Origin of the sequence: Pantoea sp. EKM103V, assembly GCF_011800365.1 — a bacterium.
In the GTDB taxonomy this organism is placed as follows: Bacteria; Pseudomonadota; Gammaproteobacteria; order Enterobacterales; family Enterobacteriaceae; genus Pantoea; species Pantoea anthophila.
Genome location: NZ_JAALFQ010000003.1, coordinates 287224 through 306445 on the forward strand (window position 1 = coordinate 287224; position 19222 = coordinate 306445).

Here is a 19222-nt window from a genome sequence, read left to right on the forward strand (position 1 = left end):
TAGATGTTGGCCCGAAAATTATGTAACCTGCATCACATATTTTAACGGAGGCCACAGATGTCTATTATCAATACCAAAATCAAGCCGTTCAAAAACGCAGCATTCAAAAACGGCGAATTCATCGACGTAACCGAGAAAGACGTTGAAGGTAAATGGAGTGTGTTCTTCTTCTATCCTGCTGACTTCACCTTCGTCTGCCCGACCGAGCTGGGTGACGTGGCTGATCACTACGAAGAGTTCCAGAAACTGGGCGTAGATATCTACTCTGTTTCTACCGACACCCACTTTACCCACAAAGCCTGGCACGGTTCTTCTGACACCATCGCGAAGATCCAGTATGCGATGATCGGCGACCCGACTGGCGCGCTGACCCGCAACTTCGAAATCATGCGTGAAGCAGAAGGTCTGGCTGACCGTGGTACTTTCATCGTTGACCCGGAAGGCGTTATCCAGGCTATCGAAATCACCGCTGAAGGCATTGGCCGTGACGCCTCTGACCTGCTGCGCAAAGTGAAAGCGGCTCAGTACGTTGCTTCTCACCCAGGTGAAGTCTGCCCGGCGAAATGGAAAGAAGGTGATGCAACGCTGGCTCCATCTCTGGACCTGGTTGGCAAAATCTAATCCCGCTTCGGCCTTTCGACCATTCTCCAATCGGGTGCCACGGCACCCGATTTTTTGACCAGGATATCACTATGCTCGACACAAATTTGAAAACGCAGCTCAAGGCTTACCTTGAGAAATTAACCAAACCTGTTGAGTTGATCGCCACCCTGGATGAGGGGGCAAAATCAACCGAGATTCGTGAACTGTTGGTTGATATCGCCGGTTTGTCTGACAAAGTCAGCTTCCGCGAAGAGAACGATCGTCAGGTGCGTAAGCCCTCGTTTCTGATCACTAACCCAGGTTCGAACAGCGGCCCGCGTTTTGCCGGTTCACCTCTGGGCCACGAATTCACCTCACTGGTGCTGGCACTGTTACAGACCGGTGGGCATCCGTCTAAAGAAGCACAGAGCCTGCTGGATCAGGTTGCTGAGCTGGACAGCGATCTCCATTTCGAGACCTACTATTCACTCTCCTGCCACAACTGTCCTGATGTGGTGCAGGCGCTGAACCTGATGGCGGTGATTAACCCGCGCATCAGCCACACCGCAATCGACGGTGGCCTGTTCCAGAATGAGATTCAGGAACGCAACGTGATGGGCGTGCCAGCGGTTTACCTTAACGGTAAAGAGTTTGGTCAGGGTCGCATGAGCCTGGCGGAAATCGTCAGCAAAGTGGATACCAACGCGGACAAACGCGCAGCGGAAGAGCTGAACAAGCGTGACGCGTATGAAGTTCTGATTATCGGCAGCGGCCCGGCGGGCGCAGCAGCAGCCATCTACTCCGCGCGTAAAGGTATCCGTACCGGCCTGATGGGCGAGCGTTTCGGCGGGCAGGTGCTGGATACGGTCGATATCGAAAACTATATCTCTGTACCTAAAACCGAAGGTGCAAAACTGGCGGGTTCACTGCGTGCACACGTTGATGATTACAATGTGGATGTCATCGACAGCCAGAGCGCCATTAAACTGATCCCGGCGGCGAAAGAGGGCGGACTGCACGCCATCGAAACCGCCTCTGGCGCCGTACTGAAATCACGCAGCATCATCCTGGCGACCGGCGCACGCTGGCGTAACATGGGCGTGCCGGGTGAAGAAGAGTATCGCACCAAAGGTGTTACCTACTGCCCGCACTGTGATGGCCCGCTGTTTAAAGGCAAGCGCACCGCGGTCATCGGCGGCGGTAACTCTGGCGTGGAAGCGGCAATTGATCTGGCCGGTATCGTGGAACACGTGACGCTGCTGGAGTTTGCTGGTGAGATGCGTGCTGACCGCGTGCTGCAGGATAAACTGCGCAGCCTGAAGAACGTTGATGTGATCCTGAACGCGCAGACCACGGAAGTGAAAGGCGACGGCAGCAAAGTGACCGGCCTGCACTACATTGATCGTACGACGCAGACCACCCATGAGCTGCCGCTCTCCGGTATCTTTGTCCAGATCGGTCTGTTGCCGAACACCCCATGGCTGGAAGGCGCGGTTGAGCGCAACAAAATGGGCGAAATCATCATCGATGCGAAATGCGAAACCAGCCTGAAAGGCGTCTTCGCAGCAGGCGACTGCACCACCGTGCCGTACAAGCAGATCATCATTGCCAGCGGCGAAGGTGCGAAAGCGTCACTGAGTGCTTTTGACTATCTGATCCGTACCAAAACGGCTGAGTAAGTTTAATCAGCCAGGCAATAAGCCCTTCAGCCCCTGTGCTGAGGGGCTTTTTTTATTCGCCTGTTAATAGCCCGCCAGCGTCATCAGCATCATCCATACCGGCGTCGTCACAGCCGCAAACACCGTAGAGAAAAGCATACTGGCCGCCGCCGGGCCGGTAATGACATTGAATTTCTGCGACATCAGATAGACGTTAACCCCGACCGCCATCGACCCCAGTAACACCACCACTTTACTCTCCAGCGGGGGTAGACCGGTCAGCCACGCGATAGCCCATACCGTCATCGGTTGCAGAACCAGCTTCAGCAGACAGATCGTATAACTCTCTTTTAAGCCATCCCGCACCCGATAATGTGCCAGGCTCATGCCCAGCGTGACCAGCGACAGGGGGGCCGCCAGCGAGGCCAGCATCCGCAGCGGTTCAGCGGCGATCTGCGGCAAGGGGCGCTGCAGAAAGCTCCAGGCCGTGCCGCTGAGAATGCCGACGATGAGCGGATTCTTCAGCACGCCGATCAGGGTGCGCCAGAGACCTGTCAGGGAAAAGCTGCCCTGTTTTGCCCACTCGACCGAAACGGTCAGCAGGGTCCAGAGGATGAGGCTGTTAAACACCAGCACCAGCGCCACCGGTGGCAGCGCTTCTGGCCCGAGCAGGACGGTAGCCACCGGGATCCCCAGCATCACGTTGTTGGAGAAGATCCCCCCCAGCGCAAAGACCGAGGCGGCCACGCCGTCAAGCTGAAACAGCCGTGTCGCCAGCAGGCGTCCCACGATAAACACCAGCAGGCAACTGCCAAAAAAGGCCAGCAGCAGGCGAGCATCCACCGGCGGGCTTTGCGAGAAGGTACTCATCACCCGAAACAGCATGCAGGGCAGCGCAACGTTAAACACAAAGCGGTTCATGCCTTCGCTGATGCTGGCAGGCCATTTTCCGAAGCGTGTCAGACCATATCCCAGCAGGATCAGGATAAACAGCGGGGCTGACAGGTAAATCTGATGGCTCAGGCTTTCAAACAGCAGTGGCATAAGAGGCGTCTGGGTAAATCATGGATAGTTACCAGACTAACAAATCGCTAACTAACTGTTAACTCCTCCCTGCTTTGGAACCGGCCGTCGGGCGGGCTGTCAGCCTAACCAGCGACGCGCCTGCTGGTCACTGATGTCCCGGTAATAAACACGATGGATGGTTTCGCCGCAGCCCGCACAACGGGCTGAAATATAGGTGGAAAGGTAATGCCGGCCATTAGGGGCGATGGCACCCTGACGTTCGATCTGAACATCCTGCCATCGATGGCGGTGAGGAATAAGCGCTGACAATCGCATCATACATCCTGAGTAGTATGAAGTTCCGCTTCAGGAGTCGATAACTCCATGAAATAAAGTGTTTTTTACAACGGTGTTTCGCGCAGGTTAATTATTATGAAATGGTCAGAGTCCGAGCGATGGCCAGGACCCATCAGGCCTGACAGCAGGAGTACCTCTTAAGAGGTATCCCTGAGGCCCGCAGCATTAAGCCTTTTTTTGCACTATGGAACGTTGATCGGGATCATGCGTAAGGTTCCGTTCCGGTCATTTCGCTGGCGGCTGTTGCCTGCTTTCAGAGGACAGCTTGCCTATGCTGCAAACCGTAATTCGACTGGGGTGCCCTTCATTGTGAAGGCTGAGAAGTACCCGTATTACCTGCTCTGGATAATGCCAGCGTAGGCATCTGTGTTCAGCCTGCTTATTATGAGATTGACTCTCTTATTGTCCATACGTAATGCACTTACGGTACATAAAGGGTTTTTTCATGAGGTAAAATCACTTCTGCACACCTTAAAAAAGGCGCAGTAACGATTCATTCAGCGGTATATAAATCAGCCGTTGTGATTGCAATACATGCAGGGTCATAAGGATTGAGACATGGACACGGTTGAGGAAGTGAATGGAACATACTTTTATGCGGGGCGTTCAAACCTTACCGCCACCGAACTCTTTTTTATGGTGTTTGTTTTCAATACTGCTGATCAGTTCGGTATCAAGGATATCGCTGCTGTCTATGCGCTCTATGCTGGTATGAATGACCAGACTACACGGACTAAACCGGGTACGGCTATCCCTGGCACCTCCAGACTATCGAAAGGTGTACGGCGGGTATTTGGAAACAGAATGTTCCCGTTTGGTTTGGAGATGCCTACGTGGATTGGCGGTTATACTCCATGGACTGTAAAGCGAAGGATGGTGAGGAAGATTGGAACGTGGGTAGGGCGAACAATTCCTCTATTAGGTGAGGTGATTCTTGTAGCTGATATGTCGCAGATCATCTACTACTCGATCACTGAATACAACACCATTGTCCGAGGTGATGATAAGTTATGGTAGATGATATCGAGAAACGTGTGATCGAGATGTTCACTATCCGTAGTGGTACTTACCTGTTCAGAAAAAAGAAACACGATACTTACACGCCAGAATCGAATATTCATTTTGATGTGCAGCTTGATCTGGATGATGTTGAAGAGTTGGTGGAAGAGTATTCGAAAGAGTTTAACGTTGATATGTCGGATTTCCATCTCGAAGCCTACTACCCCGAGGTGAATTTCTCATGGAACCCGTTTAAAAAGCCTGAGCCTGTTGATGTACCAGACTTCACCATTAATATGTTTATCCAGTCAGCTAAAGCTGGAAGATGGTTGTACGAATAGGAGGATAAAACGCCTCCCTTTTCTTCACTTCAGCGCAGGTATAAGCAGAACACAAAAGTGAATTCCGGTGGGCGTGGGGTATATCACAAAGGAGCTTAACGGCTCTTTTTTCTTTTCGGTGGTGGGGTAAAGCTGGGGTACCGTGCGAAGAAGTGGTAACCGGAAGGGCGCGCTTGCGTCTGCGAGTAACTTCCCCTAATCTTGCAAAAAGTATAGAGATTCACTCTTCATGACTCGGGGTGCCCTTCTTTGTGAAGGCTGAGAAATACCCGTATTACCTGATCTGGATAATGCCAGCGTAGGGAAGTCTGATGCCTGACCGCATTCGCCTTCTTGTCCGCCGGTTGGGAGCTACGATGATACAGCCATCTCAACACCTTTCTGCCGCGCAGTTCGCGCACCTTCTGCACACCTTTCGCCGTCAGTCACCGCTGGTGCACTGCATGACGAATGACGTGGTGCAGAACTTTACCGCCAACGTCCTGCTGGCACTCAATGCGTCACCCGCGATGGTGATCGATGCTGACGAAGCGGCACAGTTCAGCGGCTTTGCGGATGCCCTGCTGATTAACGTCGGGACGCTGACGCGCGAGCGTCAGCGGGCGATGCAGGCAGCGGTTAACGCGGCGCGGGAGGCGGGCACGCCCTGGACGCTCGATCCGGTCGCTGTCGGTGCCCTGACGCTGCGCAGCGACTTCTGCCAGCAATTATTAAGTCAGCAACCGGCGGTGATACGCGGCAATGCGTCAGAGATTCTGGCGCTGGCGCAGCAGGCCAGTGGCGGACGCGGCGTGGATACGCTGCACCCGGCAGATGCGGCGCTCGACGCGGCGCGGCAGCTGGCGAAAGAGTGGAACACGCGGGTCATCGTCACCGGTGAAGTGGACTACGCAACCGATGGTCAGCGCACTTTTGCCATTCGTGGCGGCTCTCCCATGCTGACGCGGGTCGTGGGAACCGGCTGTGCGCTCTCGGCGGTGGTGGCCGGGTTCAGCGCGCTGCCCGGCGATGGCCTGCTGAATATTGCCGCGGCCTGTCAGGTGATGGCGACAGCCGGTGAAAAGGCTGCGGGGCAGGCGAATGGGCCGGGCAGCTTTGCTACGGCTTTTCTGGATGCACTCTGGACCCTGGAGGGCGATCATGAAACGCATTAATGCCCTGACCATTGCCGGCACCGACCCCAGTGGTGGCGCAGGCATCCAGGCCGATCTGAAAACGTTCTCGGCGCTGGGCGCTTACGGCACCAGCGTCATCACTGCGCTGGTGGCACAAAATACGCAGGGCGTGCAGGCTGTTTATCGCATCGAACCGGACTTTGTCGCCGCCCAGCTCGATTCTGTGCTGAATGACGTGCGTATCGACAGCGCGAAAATCGGCATGCTGTCAGAAACGGCTATCGTGGAGCAGGTGGCGGCGCGGCTGAAGCAGGCGGCGATCCCTTTTGTGGTACTGGATACCGTGATGGTGGCGAAAAGTGGTGATGCGCTGCTCTCACCGGACGCCGTTGCCAGCGTTCGTGAGCGGTTGCTGCCGCAGGTTTCGCTGATCACTCCGAACCTGCCAGAGGCAGCGGCCCTGCTGGGTTGCGCCATTGCCACCGATGAGACAGAGATGCGCGAACAGGGGCGGGCGTTGCTGGCGCTGGGCTGTCAGGCTGTGCTGATGAAAGGAGGGCATCTTACAGCGGCGGAGAGTCCCGACTGGCTGATTACGCCATCGGCAGAGCAGCGGTTCAGTACAACGCGCGTGAAGACCCGTCATACGCATGGCACCGGCTGCACACTGTCGGCGGCACTGGCCGCCTTGCGTCCGCGTCATGGCGGATGGGAGACGACGATTGAGGAAGCGAAAAACTGGCTGCAGCAGGCGCTGATGCAGGCGGATTCGCTGGAGGTCGGCAAGGGCATCGGGCCGGTTCACCATTTTCATCAATGGTGGTAAGAGAGACTGCCCGTCTCGCCCGGATAATCAGGCGAGGCGGGAACCCTCGCGAGGGATTCAGGGGGCTTCAAACCAGGCGCTGTTGCGCTCAGCAATCGGGGTGATGGAGAAGATCATCTCCTGCAGGTGATGACGCATGGCCGCTTCGGCGGCATCGGCATCGTGCTGTTTCAGCGCGGCATAAATCTCTTCATGCTGCTCAATGACCTTTTCCGGCGGTGAGACTTCACTCAGCGTCAGGAAGCGCACCCGATCCATCGTCGCTTTGATATTCTCGACCGTTTCCCAGGCCAGCTTGCAGTCAATGCTTTCCGCGATCAGACGATGAAACTCATCGTCAAGCGTGAGGAACGCCTGGCTGTCATGCCGCTCCGCCGCCATCCGCTGCAGTTGCAGATTGTGCTCCAGCGTCATCAGCGCCGAATCACCAATCTCCAGCGCGGCACGACGAACCACCGACACTTCCACCGCCTCACGGATAAAACGGCCATCCGCAACCCGCTTAGCGGAGATTTTACGCACGAACGTGCCGCGCTGCGGCAATACCTGTACCAGTCCGGCTTCCGCCAGCTTGATAAACGCTTCGCGCACCGGCTGACGTGAGACGCTGAAGCGTGCGGAGACCTCTTTTTCAGAGAGCAGCGAACCTGGCTGAATCGCGCAGGTGACAATATCTTTGCGCAGATAACGGTAAATCTGCTGATTAACCGGTTCGCTGGTGGTAATGGTATAGGCGCTCGACATGCAGCAATATCCCTATTACGGCTGGCAGACGCCAGCGCGTTGGCAAAGTGTCAGTCTAATCAGCACGCTGCGTCTGCGCCAGCGCTTTATTGTCCCGCCTTCAGCCGCGATTCAGGCACTGATGCACTGTGGCACGCGCGCCCTGGCTGGTCAGTTGCTGATACCAGGCCGTCAGTCGGGCGACCACGTCGTCGTTCTGCAGCAAATCATCGCCAAACACTTCGCGCAGGGCGAGCAGCGCCCGCACGCGCGCTTCACCCTCTTCGCTGGCGGCAACACACTCCGCCAGTTTTTTCTGCATCGGATCACGGATCTCAATCGGCTGGCCCTGTTCATCAACGCCGCCCACATAGCGCATCCAGCCCGCGACGCCAAGCAGCAGCAGGTCGCAGCGGCTGCCACGCTGCAGGTGCCAGCGCAGACTGTCGAGCAGGCGCTGCGGCAGTTTTTGTGTGCCGTCAGTGGCGATCTGCCCTGTGCGATGTTTAATCGCACGGTTTTCATAGCGGGCGATCAGCGAATCGGCATAGGCATTCAGATCCACGCTCTGGGTGCGCAGCGTCGGGGCCTGTTCATCAATCATCAGTGAACGGGCGGCGGCGCGGAAATGGGGATCGGCCACACAGTCGCTGATGTACTCATACCCCGCCAGAAAGCCGAGGTAGGCCAGGAAAGAGTGACTGCCATTCAGCATGCGCAGTTTCATCTCTTCATAGGGCAGTACATCACTGACCAGTTCCGCACCCGCTTTCTCCCACGCCGGGCGACCATTAACGAAGTTATCTTCTATCACCCACTGAAAGAAGGGTTCTGCTTCAATCGCGACCGGATCTTCACATCCCAGACGCTTGTACAGCGCGGCCAGTGCGGTGTCGGTCATGGCCGGAACGATGCGGTCCACCATGGTGGAGGGGAAGGTGATGTGCTGCTGAATGTACTCTGCCAGCGCAGGATCCTGACGCTCCGCCAGCTGGGTCACTACATTGCGGGTCACATGCCCATTCTCCGGCATGTTGTCGCAGGACATCACGGTGAAGGGCGGTAATCCCTGCTCGCGGCGACGGCGGATCGCCGCCAGAATCACACCGGGCACCGTGCGGGGGGCTTGCGGATTCTGCAGGTCATGGACGATATCAGGATGATCGCTGTTTAAATTGCCGCTGGCGGGCAGATGGCAGTAACCCTTTTCGGTCACGGTCATGGAGACGATGGCGATATCCGGCTGGCTCATGGCGTTGATCACAGCTTCGATACCGTCTTTGTCGCCTTTCAGGGCACTGGTGATGACGCCGATCACCCGGGTCTGCTGAGACCCATCCGCCAGCTCAGTGAGGGTGTAGAGCAGGTCCTGCTGGCGCAGCGCCGTAATCAGTCCGGTGCTGTTCATGAGATTGACCTCACAGTAGCCCCAGTCGCTGCCCTGTTCTTCGGCCAGCCTGTCGCTGCACATCGCCTGATGTGCGCGGTGAAAGGCACCAAAACCGATGTGTACCATGCGTGTCTTCAGTTTGCTGCGGTCGTAGGAGGGGCGTTTAACCTCAGCAGGCAGGCGATCAATCTGTAACATAATCCGTCCTTTTGAAAAGCGGGGCGCTCAGCGCCCCAGTCAGCGTTCTGTTAGCGGAACAACACTCAGACCGAAACCGGTTTGTCCTGGGTTTTCGGACTGCGAATCACAAACAAGACCAGGAAGGCGCCCAGCGCGGCGACACAACCGGCCAGCACGAAGGCGCTGTCGAATTTGCCGGTGTGCTGAACAATAAAGCCGGTGACAATCGGCCCGATGATGCCGGAGAGGCTGCCTGTCAGATGGATGAAGCCGCTGATGCTGCCGATGCGACTCTTATGTACCACATCCTGAATGATGGCCCAGTAGATCGCGCCGGTGATGTAGAGAAAGAAAATCGATACCGACATCATAATCACGGCAGGCACGACCTCTTTTATCGTACCCGCCAGCGCCACGCAAATTGCCGCGGCCAGCAGTGAGACCACCAGCACAATTTTGCGTGACAACAACAGCTTGCCGGTGATGTTAAAGATTTTATCGGAGATCCAGCCGCCCAGCGCCAGGCCGACGAAACCAACGATCCACGGGATCATGGTGGTGATACTCATCGATTTAATATCCAGGCCGTGTGCCTGCACCAGATAGGCCGGGAACCAGCTCAGGAAGAAGAACAGGATGTAGTTGTAGCAGAAGAAGGCAAATGCCGTGACCAGGATAATCGGCTGGCGCAGGTAGTAACCAAACGGATGAGCCGTTTCTGACAGGTCTACCTCATCGTTCGGGCTGGTCGCCTTGAGGCGTTCGATCAGCAGCCGCTCTTCTTCAGTGACGCGCTTGCTCTTCGCCGGATTGTCCGCCGCGAAGAAGAGCCAGAATGTCATCCAGACCAGCCCGATGCAGCAGACAATCACAAACGCCGGACGCCAGCCGTAAGCCAGGGCCAGATAGCCAATAATCGGACCGGCGACGGCACCGCCCAGCGGCGACCCGGCACTCAGTAAGCCCATGGCCGTTGCGGCCTGTTTTTTCGGGAACCAGCCGTTAATCGCTTTGTTAGCGGAGGAGCAGATGGGGCCTTCTGCCATGCCGAACAGCACGCGCAGGATCAGCAGCGACCAGAAGCCGGAGGCCAGCGCGGTCATACCACAGAAGATGGACCACGCGGCCACCGCTACGGCCAGCACAATCTTAGGGCCAAAGCGGTCGGTGGCGAGGCCGCCGACAAAGTTGAACAGGGCGTAGCCAAAGAAAAAGCTGCCGAAAATCATGCCGAACTGCTCTGCATTGATTGCCAGATCTTTTTCAACCAGCGGAACCGTCAGGGAGAGCGCGACACGATCGAGGTAATTGATCATGTAAACCAGAAACAGCAGTAAAACGAGGGTCCAGCGCAGATTCTTGAACATAAAAACTCCGTGATCTGTTTTCTCTTTTTAAGTGTGCCAGCGCGAACGCTGGCTCAGGACACCTGGTGTTCAGCAACGCATTACCCCATCTGCAGGATCACTTTGCAGCAGGTGCGCGGATCTTTTTCGAACAGGGTCATCGCGCGCTCAATCTCCTGCAGGGGGAAAGTGTGTGTGACCAGTTTTTCCGGCTGGATTAACCCTTTTTCTATCCAGTCGATCACCTGCGGAAAGCGGTTGCTGTTCAGACGTGAGGTAAACAGCGACAGCTCTTTACTGGTCAGGCTCTGCTGGGTCAGGCTGCAGGGTTCACCGGAGAAGCCGAGCAGGCCGATACGCGCCGCCGGTGAGGCGAGTGCGACGGCTTCCGCCAGAATGGCGGGATGGCAGGCCGCATCAATAATCAGCGTGGGCTGCACGCCCTCCAGCTGCGCTGCCAGCGGGATCGCGCTGTTGTCGAACAGCTGGTCGGCACCACTCTGTTCAGCCAGCGCCAGACGTTCCGGCAGCCGATCCACCACCATCATCTTTTTCACCTTATAGACGCCTTTCAGCACCTGAATCGCGGTCAGTCCCATCGGGCCAGCACCATAAATCAGCGCCACGTCGTCCGGCTGCGGCCTGAGAAAGGCCGTGATATTGGCCGCGATGGTAAACGGCTCGACCAGACTGGCGAGCTGGCCGGGAATGGTGTCCGGCAGGCGCCAGGCATTGTTTGCCGGTGTCAGCGCATACTCACTGAAACCGCCGTCACGATGCACGCCCGTCACCTGCAGCGTGGTGCAGACGTTGGGGCGGCCCACCGAGCAGGGATAGCAGCTGCCGCAGCTCACCACCGGATCGACGGCAACGCGTTCACCCAGTCGGCCAGTATCAACACCGTCACCGACCGCATCGATCACGCCGAAAAATTCGTGACCAATCACCCGCGGGTATTTCGCAAAGGGATTATGGCCATGCCAGATATGCACATCAGAGCCGCAGATGCTGGCATAGGCCACCTTCACCCGGACTTCCCCTGGCGCAGGCTGCGGCAGGGGACGTTCAGCGACGACCAGCCTGCCCGGTTCTTCAATCACAACGCTTTTCATAACGGTCTCCTTACCAGTTCCAGAGGGTGCCATCTTCAAGACGGGCGACCGGCAGATAGGCGGGTTCATAGGGATATTTCGCCGCCAGTTTTTCGTTGAAGTCGATGCCGAGGCCCGGCTTGTCGCCAGGATGCATATAGCCCTGGTCAAAGGTCCAGCTGGCGTCAAACAGCTCCATCATCTGCTCAGAGAAGCCCATATATTCCTGCACGCCGAAATTGGGCACCCAGAGGTCGAAGTGCAGCGCCGCGGCCATGCAGATCGGGGAGAGGTCAGAGGGGCCGTGTGAGCCGGTGCGCACCTGATAGAGCGATGCAAAATCAGCGATACGCCGCATGCCGGTAATGCCGCCCGCGTGGGTAATGGTCGTGCGGATATAGTCGATCAGTTGCTCTTCAATCAGCTGCTTACAATCCCAGATGCTGTTGAACACTTCGCCCACCGCAATCGGTGTGACGGTGTGCTGGCGAATCAGGCGGAAGCATTCCTGATTCTCAGCCGGCGTCGGATCTTCCATCCAGAACAGACGATAATCTTCCACGCTTTTGCCAAAGCGCGCCGCTTCAATCGGCGTCAGACGATGATGCATGTCATGCAGCAGATGCTCATCGAAACCGAACTTATCGCGGATCGCGGCGAACAGTTTCGGGGTGAAATCGAGGTATTTTTCCGTTGACCAGAGCTGCTCTTCCGGCCAGTTACCTTTGGTCGCCGGTTCATAGGCCAGTCCTTTCCCTTTCGCCATGCCGTAGGTGGTCTTCATGCCCGGAACGCCGCACTGGGCGCGAATCGCCTTAAAGCCCAGCTCTTTGTGCTTCGCGTAGTCATCCATCACTTCATCGATGGAGTGACCGGTGGTGTGGCAATAGACCATCACGCCCGTGCGGGAGGCGCCGCCCAGCAGCTGATAAACCGGCATGTTGGCCGCTTTGCCTTTGATATCCCACAGAGCCATATCGACCGCCGAGATCGCAGACATGGTGACCGGGCCACGACGCCAGTAGGCCCCTTTGTAGAAGTATTGCCAGATGTCTTCGATCTGATGCGCATCGCGGCCGATCAGCTGCGGGCAGACATGATCTTTCAGGTAGGAGGCGACCGGCAGTTCCCGGCCATTGAGGGTTGCATCACCAATGCCGGTCAGACCCTGATCGGTGGTGATTTTGACGGTGACAAAGTTTCTGCCTGCGCAGGTTACAAATACTTCTGCCTTTACAATCTTCATCCTGTTTGCCTTGAGTCAGCCTTCGATGATGAAAACGTACGCGCATTAATACTACCATACAAGTTAAAAGGAAAGAGTTGTGAAGCCAGTCACATGCTGTTTTTATTGCCAGAAAAAGCGTGTGAAAACAGGGGCGTATGTTAATAAAGGTAACATCAGGAGGGGAGGGAGAAACAAAAAGGGGGCACTGCCCCCTCAGCATCAGGAGAGTAAGGCACACTGCGGAGGCAGACGGCAGCTTAGCGCGCCTGCCATTACCTCAATCACAAATTCGCGTCCGGAGAGCGGTTCACCATCCAGGTTAAAGGTCATCTCATGAGGCGAGCGGATCGTCAGCGATTTCAGCTGCGTGGTGACGATGCCGGGATTGTCATCATCGCCGGTCAGGGAATGGAACAGGGTCGGCAGCAGCTCCTGCGCGGTGACGATGCTGACATCAAGCCGCCCGTCGTCAATCAGGGCAGAGGGACACAGTCGCTGTCCGCCGCCTGCCTGACGCCCGTTTCCGATGCCGATCACCAGCGCATCACCCTGCCAGGCAAAATCGGGACCGCTGATCTCACAGGTATCGGGTTTCAGCGTGTCCATGCGCATCAGGCCGTGAATAAAGTAGGAGACACCCCCCAGCGCCGATTTCAGCTTTTCCGGGGTTTCTGTGGTGATCCGGGTGCCGAAGCCGCCAGTCGCCATATTAATGAAGTAGTGACTCTGGTTGACCCGGGCCAGATCGATGGCACTCGCTTTGCCCTGAATCGCCAGCCGCAGTGCCGGCTCCATCTCTTCCGGGATGCCGACGCTGGTGGCAAAGTCGTTGGCGGTGCCCAGCGGCAGAATGCCCAGCACCGGGCGATGTTCCGCTTCCGAAGCCGCCAGCGCCGTCGCAACTTCGTTGATGGTGCCATCGCCGCCACCGGCAACGACGGTAGCAGCCCGCAGCGTAATCGCCTCTTTGACATAGCGATCGCCGTCGCCTTTCTCAAAGGTGACGCGCACCGCAATCTCAAAGCCTTCTTCCCGCAGGGTCGTGATAGCATCGCGCAGATCGTCATTACCGGCGCCTTTCCCATTCAGGATGAGCAGCGTAAGCGGTTTATTGTCCATTGTGCGTTCCTTGATGATCTACAGAGTAGGAGGGGGAAGGTATAACACAGCTTCCAGCACCAGATTATTGGCGAAAGCATGAAAAAAGAAAACCCGCACGGGGGAGCCGGGCGGGTAAATGAGGTGGTTCCTGGTAAATCTGCCGTTTGTTGTTACTCGTTAGCAGCAGGCGGGACTATAAAGCAGCCCGGCGCAGGGGTCTGTGATCCTGTTCTGATTTCATCAATTTGTTTCCGTTGGTAAACGATTATGAGGCGCCCGGGTATCTTCGCCGTGATCGAAGTTACGGAGCAGCAGCGCAAAGTGCAGATCCACCGCCTCAGGCACCCGCAGCCAGACGCGATGACCGTCACCCGGTGCCACGTCGGCGGGTTCGCCACGGCTGTCCTGCAGCGCATCGAGCTGGCACTGCAGGTTGCCGTCGGGCGTCATGATCTCCACGCTGTCGTGCAGCATGAACTTATTTTTTACTGCCACTTCGGCCCATTCGCCCCGGCGTTCGCCAGTAAACTCGCCCACAAACTGCTGACGATCGGAGACGGAAAAGCCCTGCTCATAGTTCTGGTAGCTGTCGTGAGTGTGACGACGCAGAAAGCCTTCGGTATAACCGCGATGTGCCAGACCCTCCAGGGTGAGCAGCAGTGACGCATCAAAGGGTTTTCCCGCGGCGGCATCGTCAATCGCGCGGCGATACACCTGGGCGGTGCGCGCGCAGTAGTAGTAGGACTTGGTGCGCCCCTCAATCTTCAGCGAATGGACGCCCATCTCGCTGAGCCGCTCCACATGTGCCACCGCACGCAGATCCCGCGAGTTCATGATATAGGTGCCGTGCTCATCTTCGAACGCGCTCATCACTTCGCCAGGTTTCATCTTCTCTTCCAGCAGGAACACCTTGTCGGTCGGCTGACCGATGCCCAGCGCTGGCATCACCTCCTGCACCGTCACCGGCTGGTGGATGCCGACAATGTTGCCCACCTCATCCTGCTGGCCTTCCGCCACTTTGTATTCCCAGCGGCAGGCGTTGGTGCAGGTGCCCTGGTTCGGATCGCGTTTGTTCATATAGCCGGAGAGCAGACAGCGACCGGAATAGGCCATACAGAGCGCACCATGAACAAAGACTTCCAGCTCCATCTCCGGCACCTGCTGACGGATTTCGGCGATCTCCTCCAGCGACAGCTCGCGCGACAGAATCACCCGGCTCAGCCCCATCTGCTGCCAGAACTTCACCGTGGCCCAGTTGACCGCATTGGCCTGCACTGAGAGGTGGATCGGCATCGCCGGGAAGGCCTCACGCACCAGCATAATCAGACCCGGATCGGACATAATCAGCGCATCAGGCTGCATCGCCACCACCGGCGTTAAGTCACGAATAAAGGTTTTCAGCTTGGCGTTGTGCGGCGCGATGTTGACCACCACGTAGAATTTTTTGCCCAGCGCGTGCGCTTCGTTGATGCCCAGCGCGAGATTTTCGTGGGTAAATTCATTATTACGCACCCGCAGGCTGTAGCGCGGCTGACCGGCATAGACGGCATCGGCACCAAAGGCGAAGGCGTAACGCATGTTTTTCAGCGTCCCGGCGGGGGAGAGCAGTTCAGGTTTCATGGGGTTCTCACTGATGTCAGGTCAGTATGCCGCCAGAGGCGGCAGAGGCAGGGCCGTGAAGCCCTGCAAAAGGTGCGGAATTGTAGGCAGTGAGAAAAGGGAAGTAAATTGATCGGGATCAAACTAGATCAAATGACAGGCATCCGCTTCCCAGCGATAGCCCATGCCGTAGACGGCACGGATAAAGGGTTGCTCGCTGTCGAGATTCTCCAGCTTGCGCCGCAGATTCTTGATATGGCTGTCGATGGTGCGATCGGTTACCACGCGGTAATCATCATAGAGATGGTTGAGCAGTTGCTCGCGCGAAAAGACCTTGCCCGGTTCCAGCGACAGGGTTTTCAGCAGACGAAACTCGGCCGGGGTTAAATCGAGCGGTTTATCACGCCAGCTGGCCGAAAAGCGGCTCTCATCGACTCTGAGCAGTGAACTGCTCTGCGGCTCTTCCGCCGAACGTTTTACCCGGCGCAGAATGGTCTTAACCCGCGCGACAACTTCCCGCGGGCTGAAGGGTTTGCAGATATAGTCATCGGCACCCAGCTCCAGCCCCAGCAGCCGATCGATCTCCTCGGTGCGGGCGGTGACCATAATAATCGGCAGCTCCGAATGACGGCGGATTTCCCGGCACAGCGTTAAACCGTCGGTGCCCGGCAGCATCAGGTCCAGCAGCATCAGGTCGGGTGGGGTCTGGCGCACATAATCCAGCACGCCGTTGCCGTCGGCGATGTGATGGGTGCGGTAATTGGAGGCGTGCAGATAGTCGATCATCAGCTGCGCCAGTTTGGGCTCATCTTCGACCACCAGAATCAGCGGGTCGTGGTTTTCCAGGCTCATAAGCGTCTACGCAAGGGGAACATAGCGCAAGTGTAGCGCGATTTTCAGTCCACCTAAATCAGAGTGCGACGCAGAGATATCACCGCCGTGCGCGTCGGCAATGTTCTTACAGATGGCGAGGCCGAGTCCCGATCCGCCGCTGGCCCGATTACGGGAGCCTTCGGTGCGGAAGAAGCGTTCAAAAATCTGCGCCTGATGTTCACGATCCACGCCCGGCGCGCTGTCATCAAACTCTACCCGCCAGTGCGGAGCCTGATACTTCAGCGTCACCTCAACCCGGCCTCCGCTGTCGGTGTAGCGCAGGCTGTTCTCCAGCAGGTTAGTGAAGAGCTGTATCAGGCGATCGGGATCGCCGAAGAAGGGAGCATCATCGGGCAGGTTCAGCTTTAACGTCAGGCCATGCGCGCGGTAGCGTTCGGCAAAGCTGCCCGCCGTGACTTCCAGCAGCTGCACCAGGTCGGTCGCCTGTTTGCGGTAGGCCAGGGCACCCTCATCCGACAGCGACAGCTGATGCAGGTCATCCACCAGCTTGGTCAGCACCACCACTTCACTCTGCAGCGATGCGATCGCTTCCGGCGTCAGTTTGCGCACGCCATCCTGCATCGCTTCCAGTTCACCGCGCAGAATGGCCAGCGGCGTGCGTAACTCATGGGAGATATCCGCCATAAAGGCGCGGCGCATGCTTTCGTTTTTCTCCAGCGAGCTGGCGAGAAGGTTAAAGTCACCGGCCAGCTGGCCCAGTTCATCCCGGCTGCTGACTTCGACGCGGGTGGCAAAGTTGCCCGCGGCCAGATGATGGGTGCCGTCGACCAGCCGTTTGACCGGGGCCAGCAGCCCGCGCGCCATCAGCCAGGTGGCCAGCGCCGCCAGCAGCGTCGAGAGGCCAACGATAATCCAGCTGGTGCGGCGCTGCTGCTGATCGAAGTTAATGTCGGTGCTGCGCGTCAGCCGCTCCGGCGGGGAGCCGATAACCCAGCCGACCACCTTACCGTTGCTGGTGGTGATGTTGCGTCGCGTGCCCTCGGGCGGCACCGGCGTGGGCGGCCCGACCAGCACCCTGTACTGCTGGTCGAGGATCCAGAACTGGGTGCGCCAGCCATGCGGCGGCAGCTGACTGTTGCCCGGATTCTGCTCCAGCGAACGCAGCATGGTGAACACCAGGCGGTCGTTTTGGCGCAGAAAATCCCAGTTGCCGTGCTGCTCATACTGATCGGCCAGCGCATCGCCGAGCAGGCTCAGGCGCTGCTGATTGCCGCGCTTGATATAGTCGACAAAGCCATGCTCAAAGCTGAGGCGGACTCCCCAGTGCATGGTAATCAGTACCAGCATGCAGGTGGCGAAAATCGCCATAAACAGTTTGGCCCCGATCCCCAGGCGCAGGTTAACTCTCATTGTTTTCTCCGGCGTCGCAAATCGACGTTACTGCTCACCTGCGGCGGAACGCGCCAGAAGATCAGCGCGGGCAGGATAATAATCAGTGACATGCACAGGTAGGTGTAAATAAACATCTGATGTTCTGCTGCGCTGTTGGCTGCGCCCTCCTGAGCAAAGGCGCCCAGCAGCAGCCCGGCGACGGTGACGCCAATACTCATCGACAGCTGCATAATCATCGACAGCAGGCTGTTTCCGCTCGACGCCAGCGTGTCCGGTAGTTCTTTCAGCGTCAGCGTGTTCATCGAGGAGAAGCGAATGGCGTTGACCATGCCCTGAAGAAACAGCACCAGCGGCAGCAGCCAGACCCAGCCCAGGATCGCCACCAGCGGAAACAGCAGCACCACCAGCGCCAGCGCCACGGTCGACATCACCAGCACGTTGCGGTAGCCATAGCGATTAACGATGCGCACCACAATACGCTTCATCCCCATGTTGCCCAGCACCATCGGGATCATCATCAGACCGGCGTGGAACGGGCTGTAGCCCATGCCGAGCTGCAGGAAGATGGGCGTCATAAAGGGCAGCATGCCGCTGCCGATACGGCCGGTAAAACTGCCCAGCAGGCCGATAGCGTAGAGGCGGTTATCAAACAGCTTCAGGCTGAACAGCGCGTTATCATTGCCGCGCGCGTGCATCAGGTAGAACAGCAGCGAGAACAGGCCCGCGAGGATCATCGCACCCAGCAGCAGGGCGGAGCCGCCGCTGCTGCGCTGACCGTCCAGCGCCAGCGTCAGGGTCGCCATCCCGGCGGCCAGCAGAAAAAAACCGGCAAAATCGAAGCGGCGGGTCTGCATGCTGTAGTTGGGCATCAGCATCAGGGTGGCAATCGCGCCGGCGATGCCGACCGGGATATTGATCAGGAAGATCCAGTGCCAGCTGGCATATTCGACCAGCACCCCGCCCAGCGCCGGGCCCAGCAGCGGGCCAATCTGGCCGGGCAGGGTGACAAAGGTCATGGCGGCCATATACTGCTCACGCGGAACGATTTTCATCACCGTCAGTCGCCCCACCGGCACCATCATGGCACCACCAATCCCCTGAACCACCCGCGCCAGCACCAGCTGATTCAGCGTGCCGGAGAGGGCACACAGCAGCGATCCCAGACTGAACAGCAGGATCGCGCTGAAGAAGATGTTGCGCACGCCAAAGCGATCCGCCAGCCAGCCGCTGACCGGCAGCATCACCGCCACGGTGAGGACGTAATAGACGATCACCGCATGCATGTGCAGCGGACTGACGCCCAGATCGTGCGCCATCGCCGGAATAGCCGTATTCACGATGGTGGTGTCCAGCGTCTGCATAAAAAAGCCGATGGCGACAATCCACAGCTGCCAGCGGACGTTAGTGCTTTGCGTACTCATCCCTTCCCCCGATTCAGCCGATCTGCCCGGTGGC

18 protein-coding genes and 2 riboswitches are annotated in these 19222 nt (G+C 57.6%); of the genes, 6 read left to right on the forward strand and 12 right to left on the reverse strand.

Annotated features, from left to right (window positions below):
- Positions 1–57 precede the first annotated feature (57 nt).
- A complete protein-coding gene (gene ahpC / locus HFD97_RS10265; RefSeq protein WP_009089196.1) occupies positions 58–621 on the forward strand; it encodes an alkyl hydroperoxide reductase subunit C in 564 nt (187 codons plus the stop codon).
- A gap of 71 nt (positions 622–692) precedes the next feature.
- Entirely contained in the window at positions 693–2261 is a 1569-nt protein-coding gene (ahpF, locus tag HFD97_RS10270) for an alkyl hydroperoxide reductase subunit F (protein WP_009089198.1), read from the forward strand.
- Positions 2262–2324: 63 nt separating this feature from the next.
- On the opposite strand, the gene HFD97_RS10275 is transcribed toward ahpF, so the two are convergent.
- Together HFD97_RS10275 and HFD97_RS10280 are read right to left on the reverse strand one after the other, a co-directional pair.
- A complete protein-coding gene (locus HFD97_RS10275; RefSeq protein WP_167431430.1) occupies positions 2325–3284 on the reverse strand; it encodes an AEC family transporter in 960 nt (319 codons plus the stop codon).
- A 99-nt stretch (positions 3285–3383) separates the two neighbouring features.
- Entirely contained in the window at positions 3384–3581 is a 198-nt protein-coding gene (locus tag HFD97_RS10280; RefSeq protein WP_072052741.1) for a hypothetical protein, read from the reverse strand.
- Positions 3582–3885: 304 nt separating this feature from the next.
- Positions 3886–3982, forward strand: a riboswitch (TPP riboswitch).
- Between the two features lie 178 nt (positions 3983–4160).
- Between HFD97_RS10280 and HFD97_RS10285 the strand changes: the two genes are divergently transcribed.
- From HFD97_RS10285 to thiD, 4 genes are all read left to right on the forward strand, one after another.
- Positions 4161–4619 (forward strand): STM2901 family protein, encoded by a 459-nt coding sequence (locus HFD97_RS10285; RefSeq protein ID WP_167431431.1) that lies wholly within the window; start codon positions 4161–4163, stop codon positions 4617–4619.
- A complete protein-coding gene (locus HFD97_RS10290) occupies positions 4613–4942 on the forward strand; it encodes a DUF1493 family protein (protein ID WP_167431432.1) in 330 nt (109 codons plus the stop codon). Before HFD97_RS10285 ends, HFD97_RS10290 begins: the two co-directional genes overlap by 7 nt.
- 225 nt (positions 4943–5167) lie before the next feature.
- Positions 5168–5264, forward strand: a riboswitch (TPP riboswitch).
- 34 nt (positions 5265–5298) lie between these two features.
- Positions 5299–6096 (forward strand): hydroxyethylthiazole kinase, encoded by a 798-nt coding sequence (gene thiM / locus HFD97_RS10295; RefSeq protein ID WP_185155347.1) that lies wholly within the window; start codon positions 5299–5301, stop codon positions 6094–6096.
- Positions 6083–6883, forward strand: coding sequence for a bifunctional hydroxymethylpyrimidine kinase/phosphomethylpyrimidine kinase (gene thiD, locus HFD97_RS10300; protein WP_167431434.1), 801 nt, complete (start codon positions 6083–6085; stop codon positions 6881–6883). Before thiM ends, thiD begins: the two co-directional genes overlap by 14 nt.
- A 57-nt stretch (positions 6884–6940) precedes the next feature.
- Here the strand turns inward: thiD and HFD97_RS10305 are convergent, their stop codons facing one another.
- The 10 genes from HFD97_RS10305 to HFD97_RS10350 form a co-directional block, all read right to left on the reverse strand.
- Entirely contained in the window at positions 6941–7627 is a 687-nt protein-coding gene (locus HFD97_RS10305) for a GntR family transcriptional regulator (protein WP_046102212.1), read from the reverse strand.
- 100 nt (positions 7628–7727) lie between these two features.
- On the reverse strand, positions 7728–9194 hold the full coding sequence (locus HFD97_RS10310; RefSeq protein WP_167431435.1) for a mannitol dehydrogenase family protein: 1467 nt from the start codon (positions 9192–9194) through the stop codon (positions 7728–7730).
- 65 nt (positions 9195–9259) lie between these two features.
- Positions 9260–10543 (reverse strand): MFS transporter, encoded by a 1284-nt coding sequence (locus HFD97_RS10315; RefSeq protein WP_167431436.1) that lies wholly within the window; start codon positions 10541–10543, stop codon positions 9260–9262.
- Positions 10544–10623: 80 nt separating this feature from the next.
- Positions 10624–11634 (reverse strand): Zn-dependent oxidoreductase, encoded by a 1011-nt coding sequence (locus HFD97_RS10320; protein ID WP_167431437.1) that lies wholly within the window; start codon positions 11632–11634, stop codon positions 10624–10626.
- Positions 11635–11644: 10 nt separating this feature from the next.
- Positions 11645–12859: a D-mannonate dehydratase ManD gene (manD, locus tag HFD97_RS10325; RefSeq protein WP_009089214.1), complete on the reverse strand. Its 1215-nt coding sequence runs from the start codon at positions 12857–12859 to the stop codon at positions 11645–11647.
- A 201-nt stretch (positions 12860–13060) separates the two neighbouring features.
- A complete protein-coding gene (yegS, locus tag HFD97_RS10330; protein ID WP_167431438.1) occupies positions 13061–13960 on the reverse strand; it encodes a lipid kinase YegS in 900 nt (299 codons plus the stop codon).
- A 222-nt stretch (positions 13961–14182) separates the two neighbouring features.
- Positions 14183–15562, reverse strand: coding sequence for a tRNA 5-hydroxyuridine modification protein YegQ (gene yegQ, locus HFD97_RS10335; protein ID WP_167431439.1), 1380 nt, complete (start codon positions 15560–15562; stop codon positions 14183–14185).
- A gap of 123 nt (positions 15563–15685) precedes the next feature.
- Positions 15686–16393: a two-component system response regulator BaeR gene (gene baeR, locus HFD97_RS10340; protein WP_009089220.1), complete on the reverse strand. Its 708-nt coding sequence runs from the start codon at positions 16391–16393 to the stop codon at positions 15686–15688.
- Between the two features lie 6 nt (positions 16394–16399).
- Positions 16400–17785 carry a two-component system sensor histidine kinase BaeS gene (baeS, locus tag HFD97_RS10345; RefSeq protein ID WP_167431440.1) on the reverse strand — a complete coding sequence of 462 codons (1386 nt, stop codon included), beginning with the start codon at positions 17783–17785 and terminating at the stop codon, positions 16400–16402.
- Positions 17782–19188: an MFS transporter gene (locus HFD97_RS10350; protein ID WP_167431441.1), complete on the reverse strand. Its 1407-nt coding sequence runs from the start codon at positions 19186–19188 to the stop codon at positions 17782–17784. Before HFD97_RS10350 ends, baeS begins: the two co-directional genes overlap by 4 nt.
- Between the last annotated feature and the right edge of the window lie 34 nt (positions 19189–19222).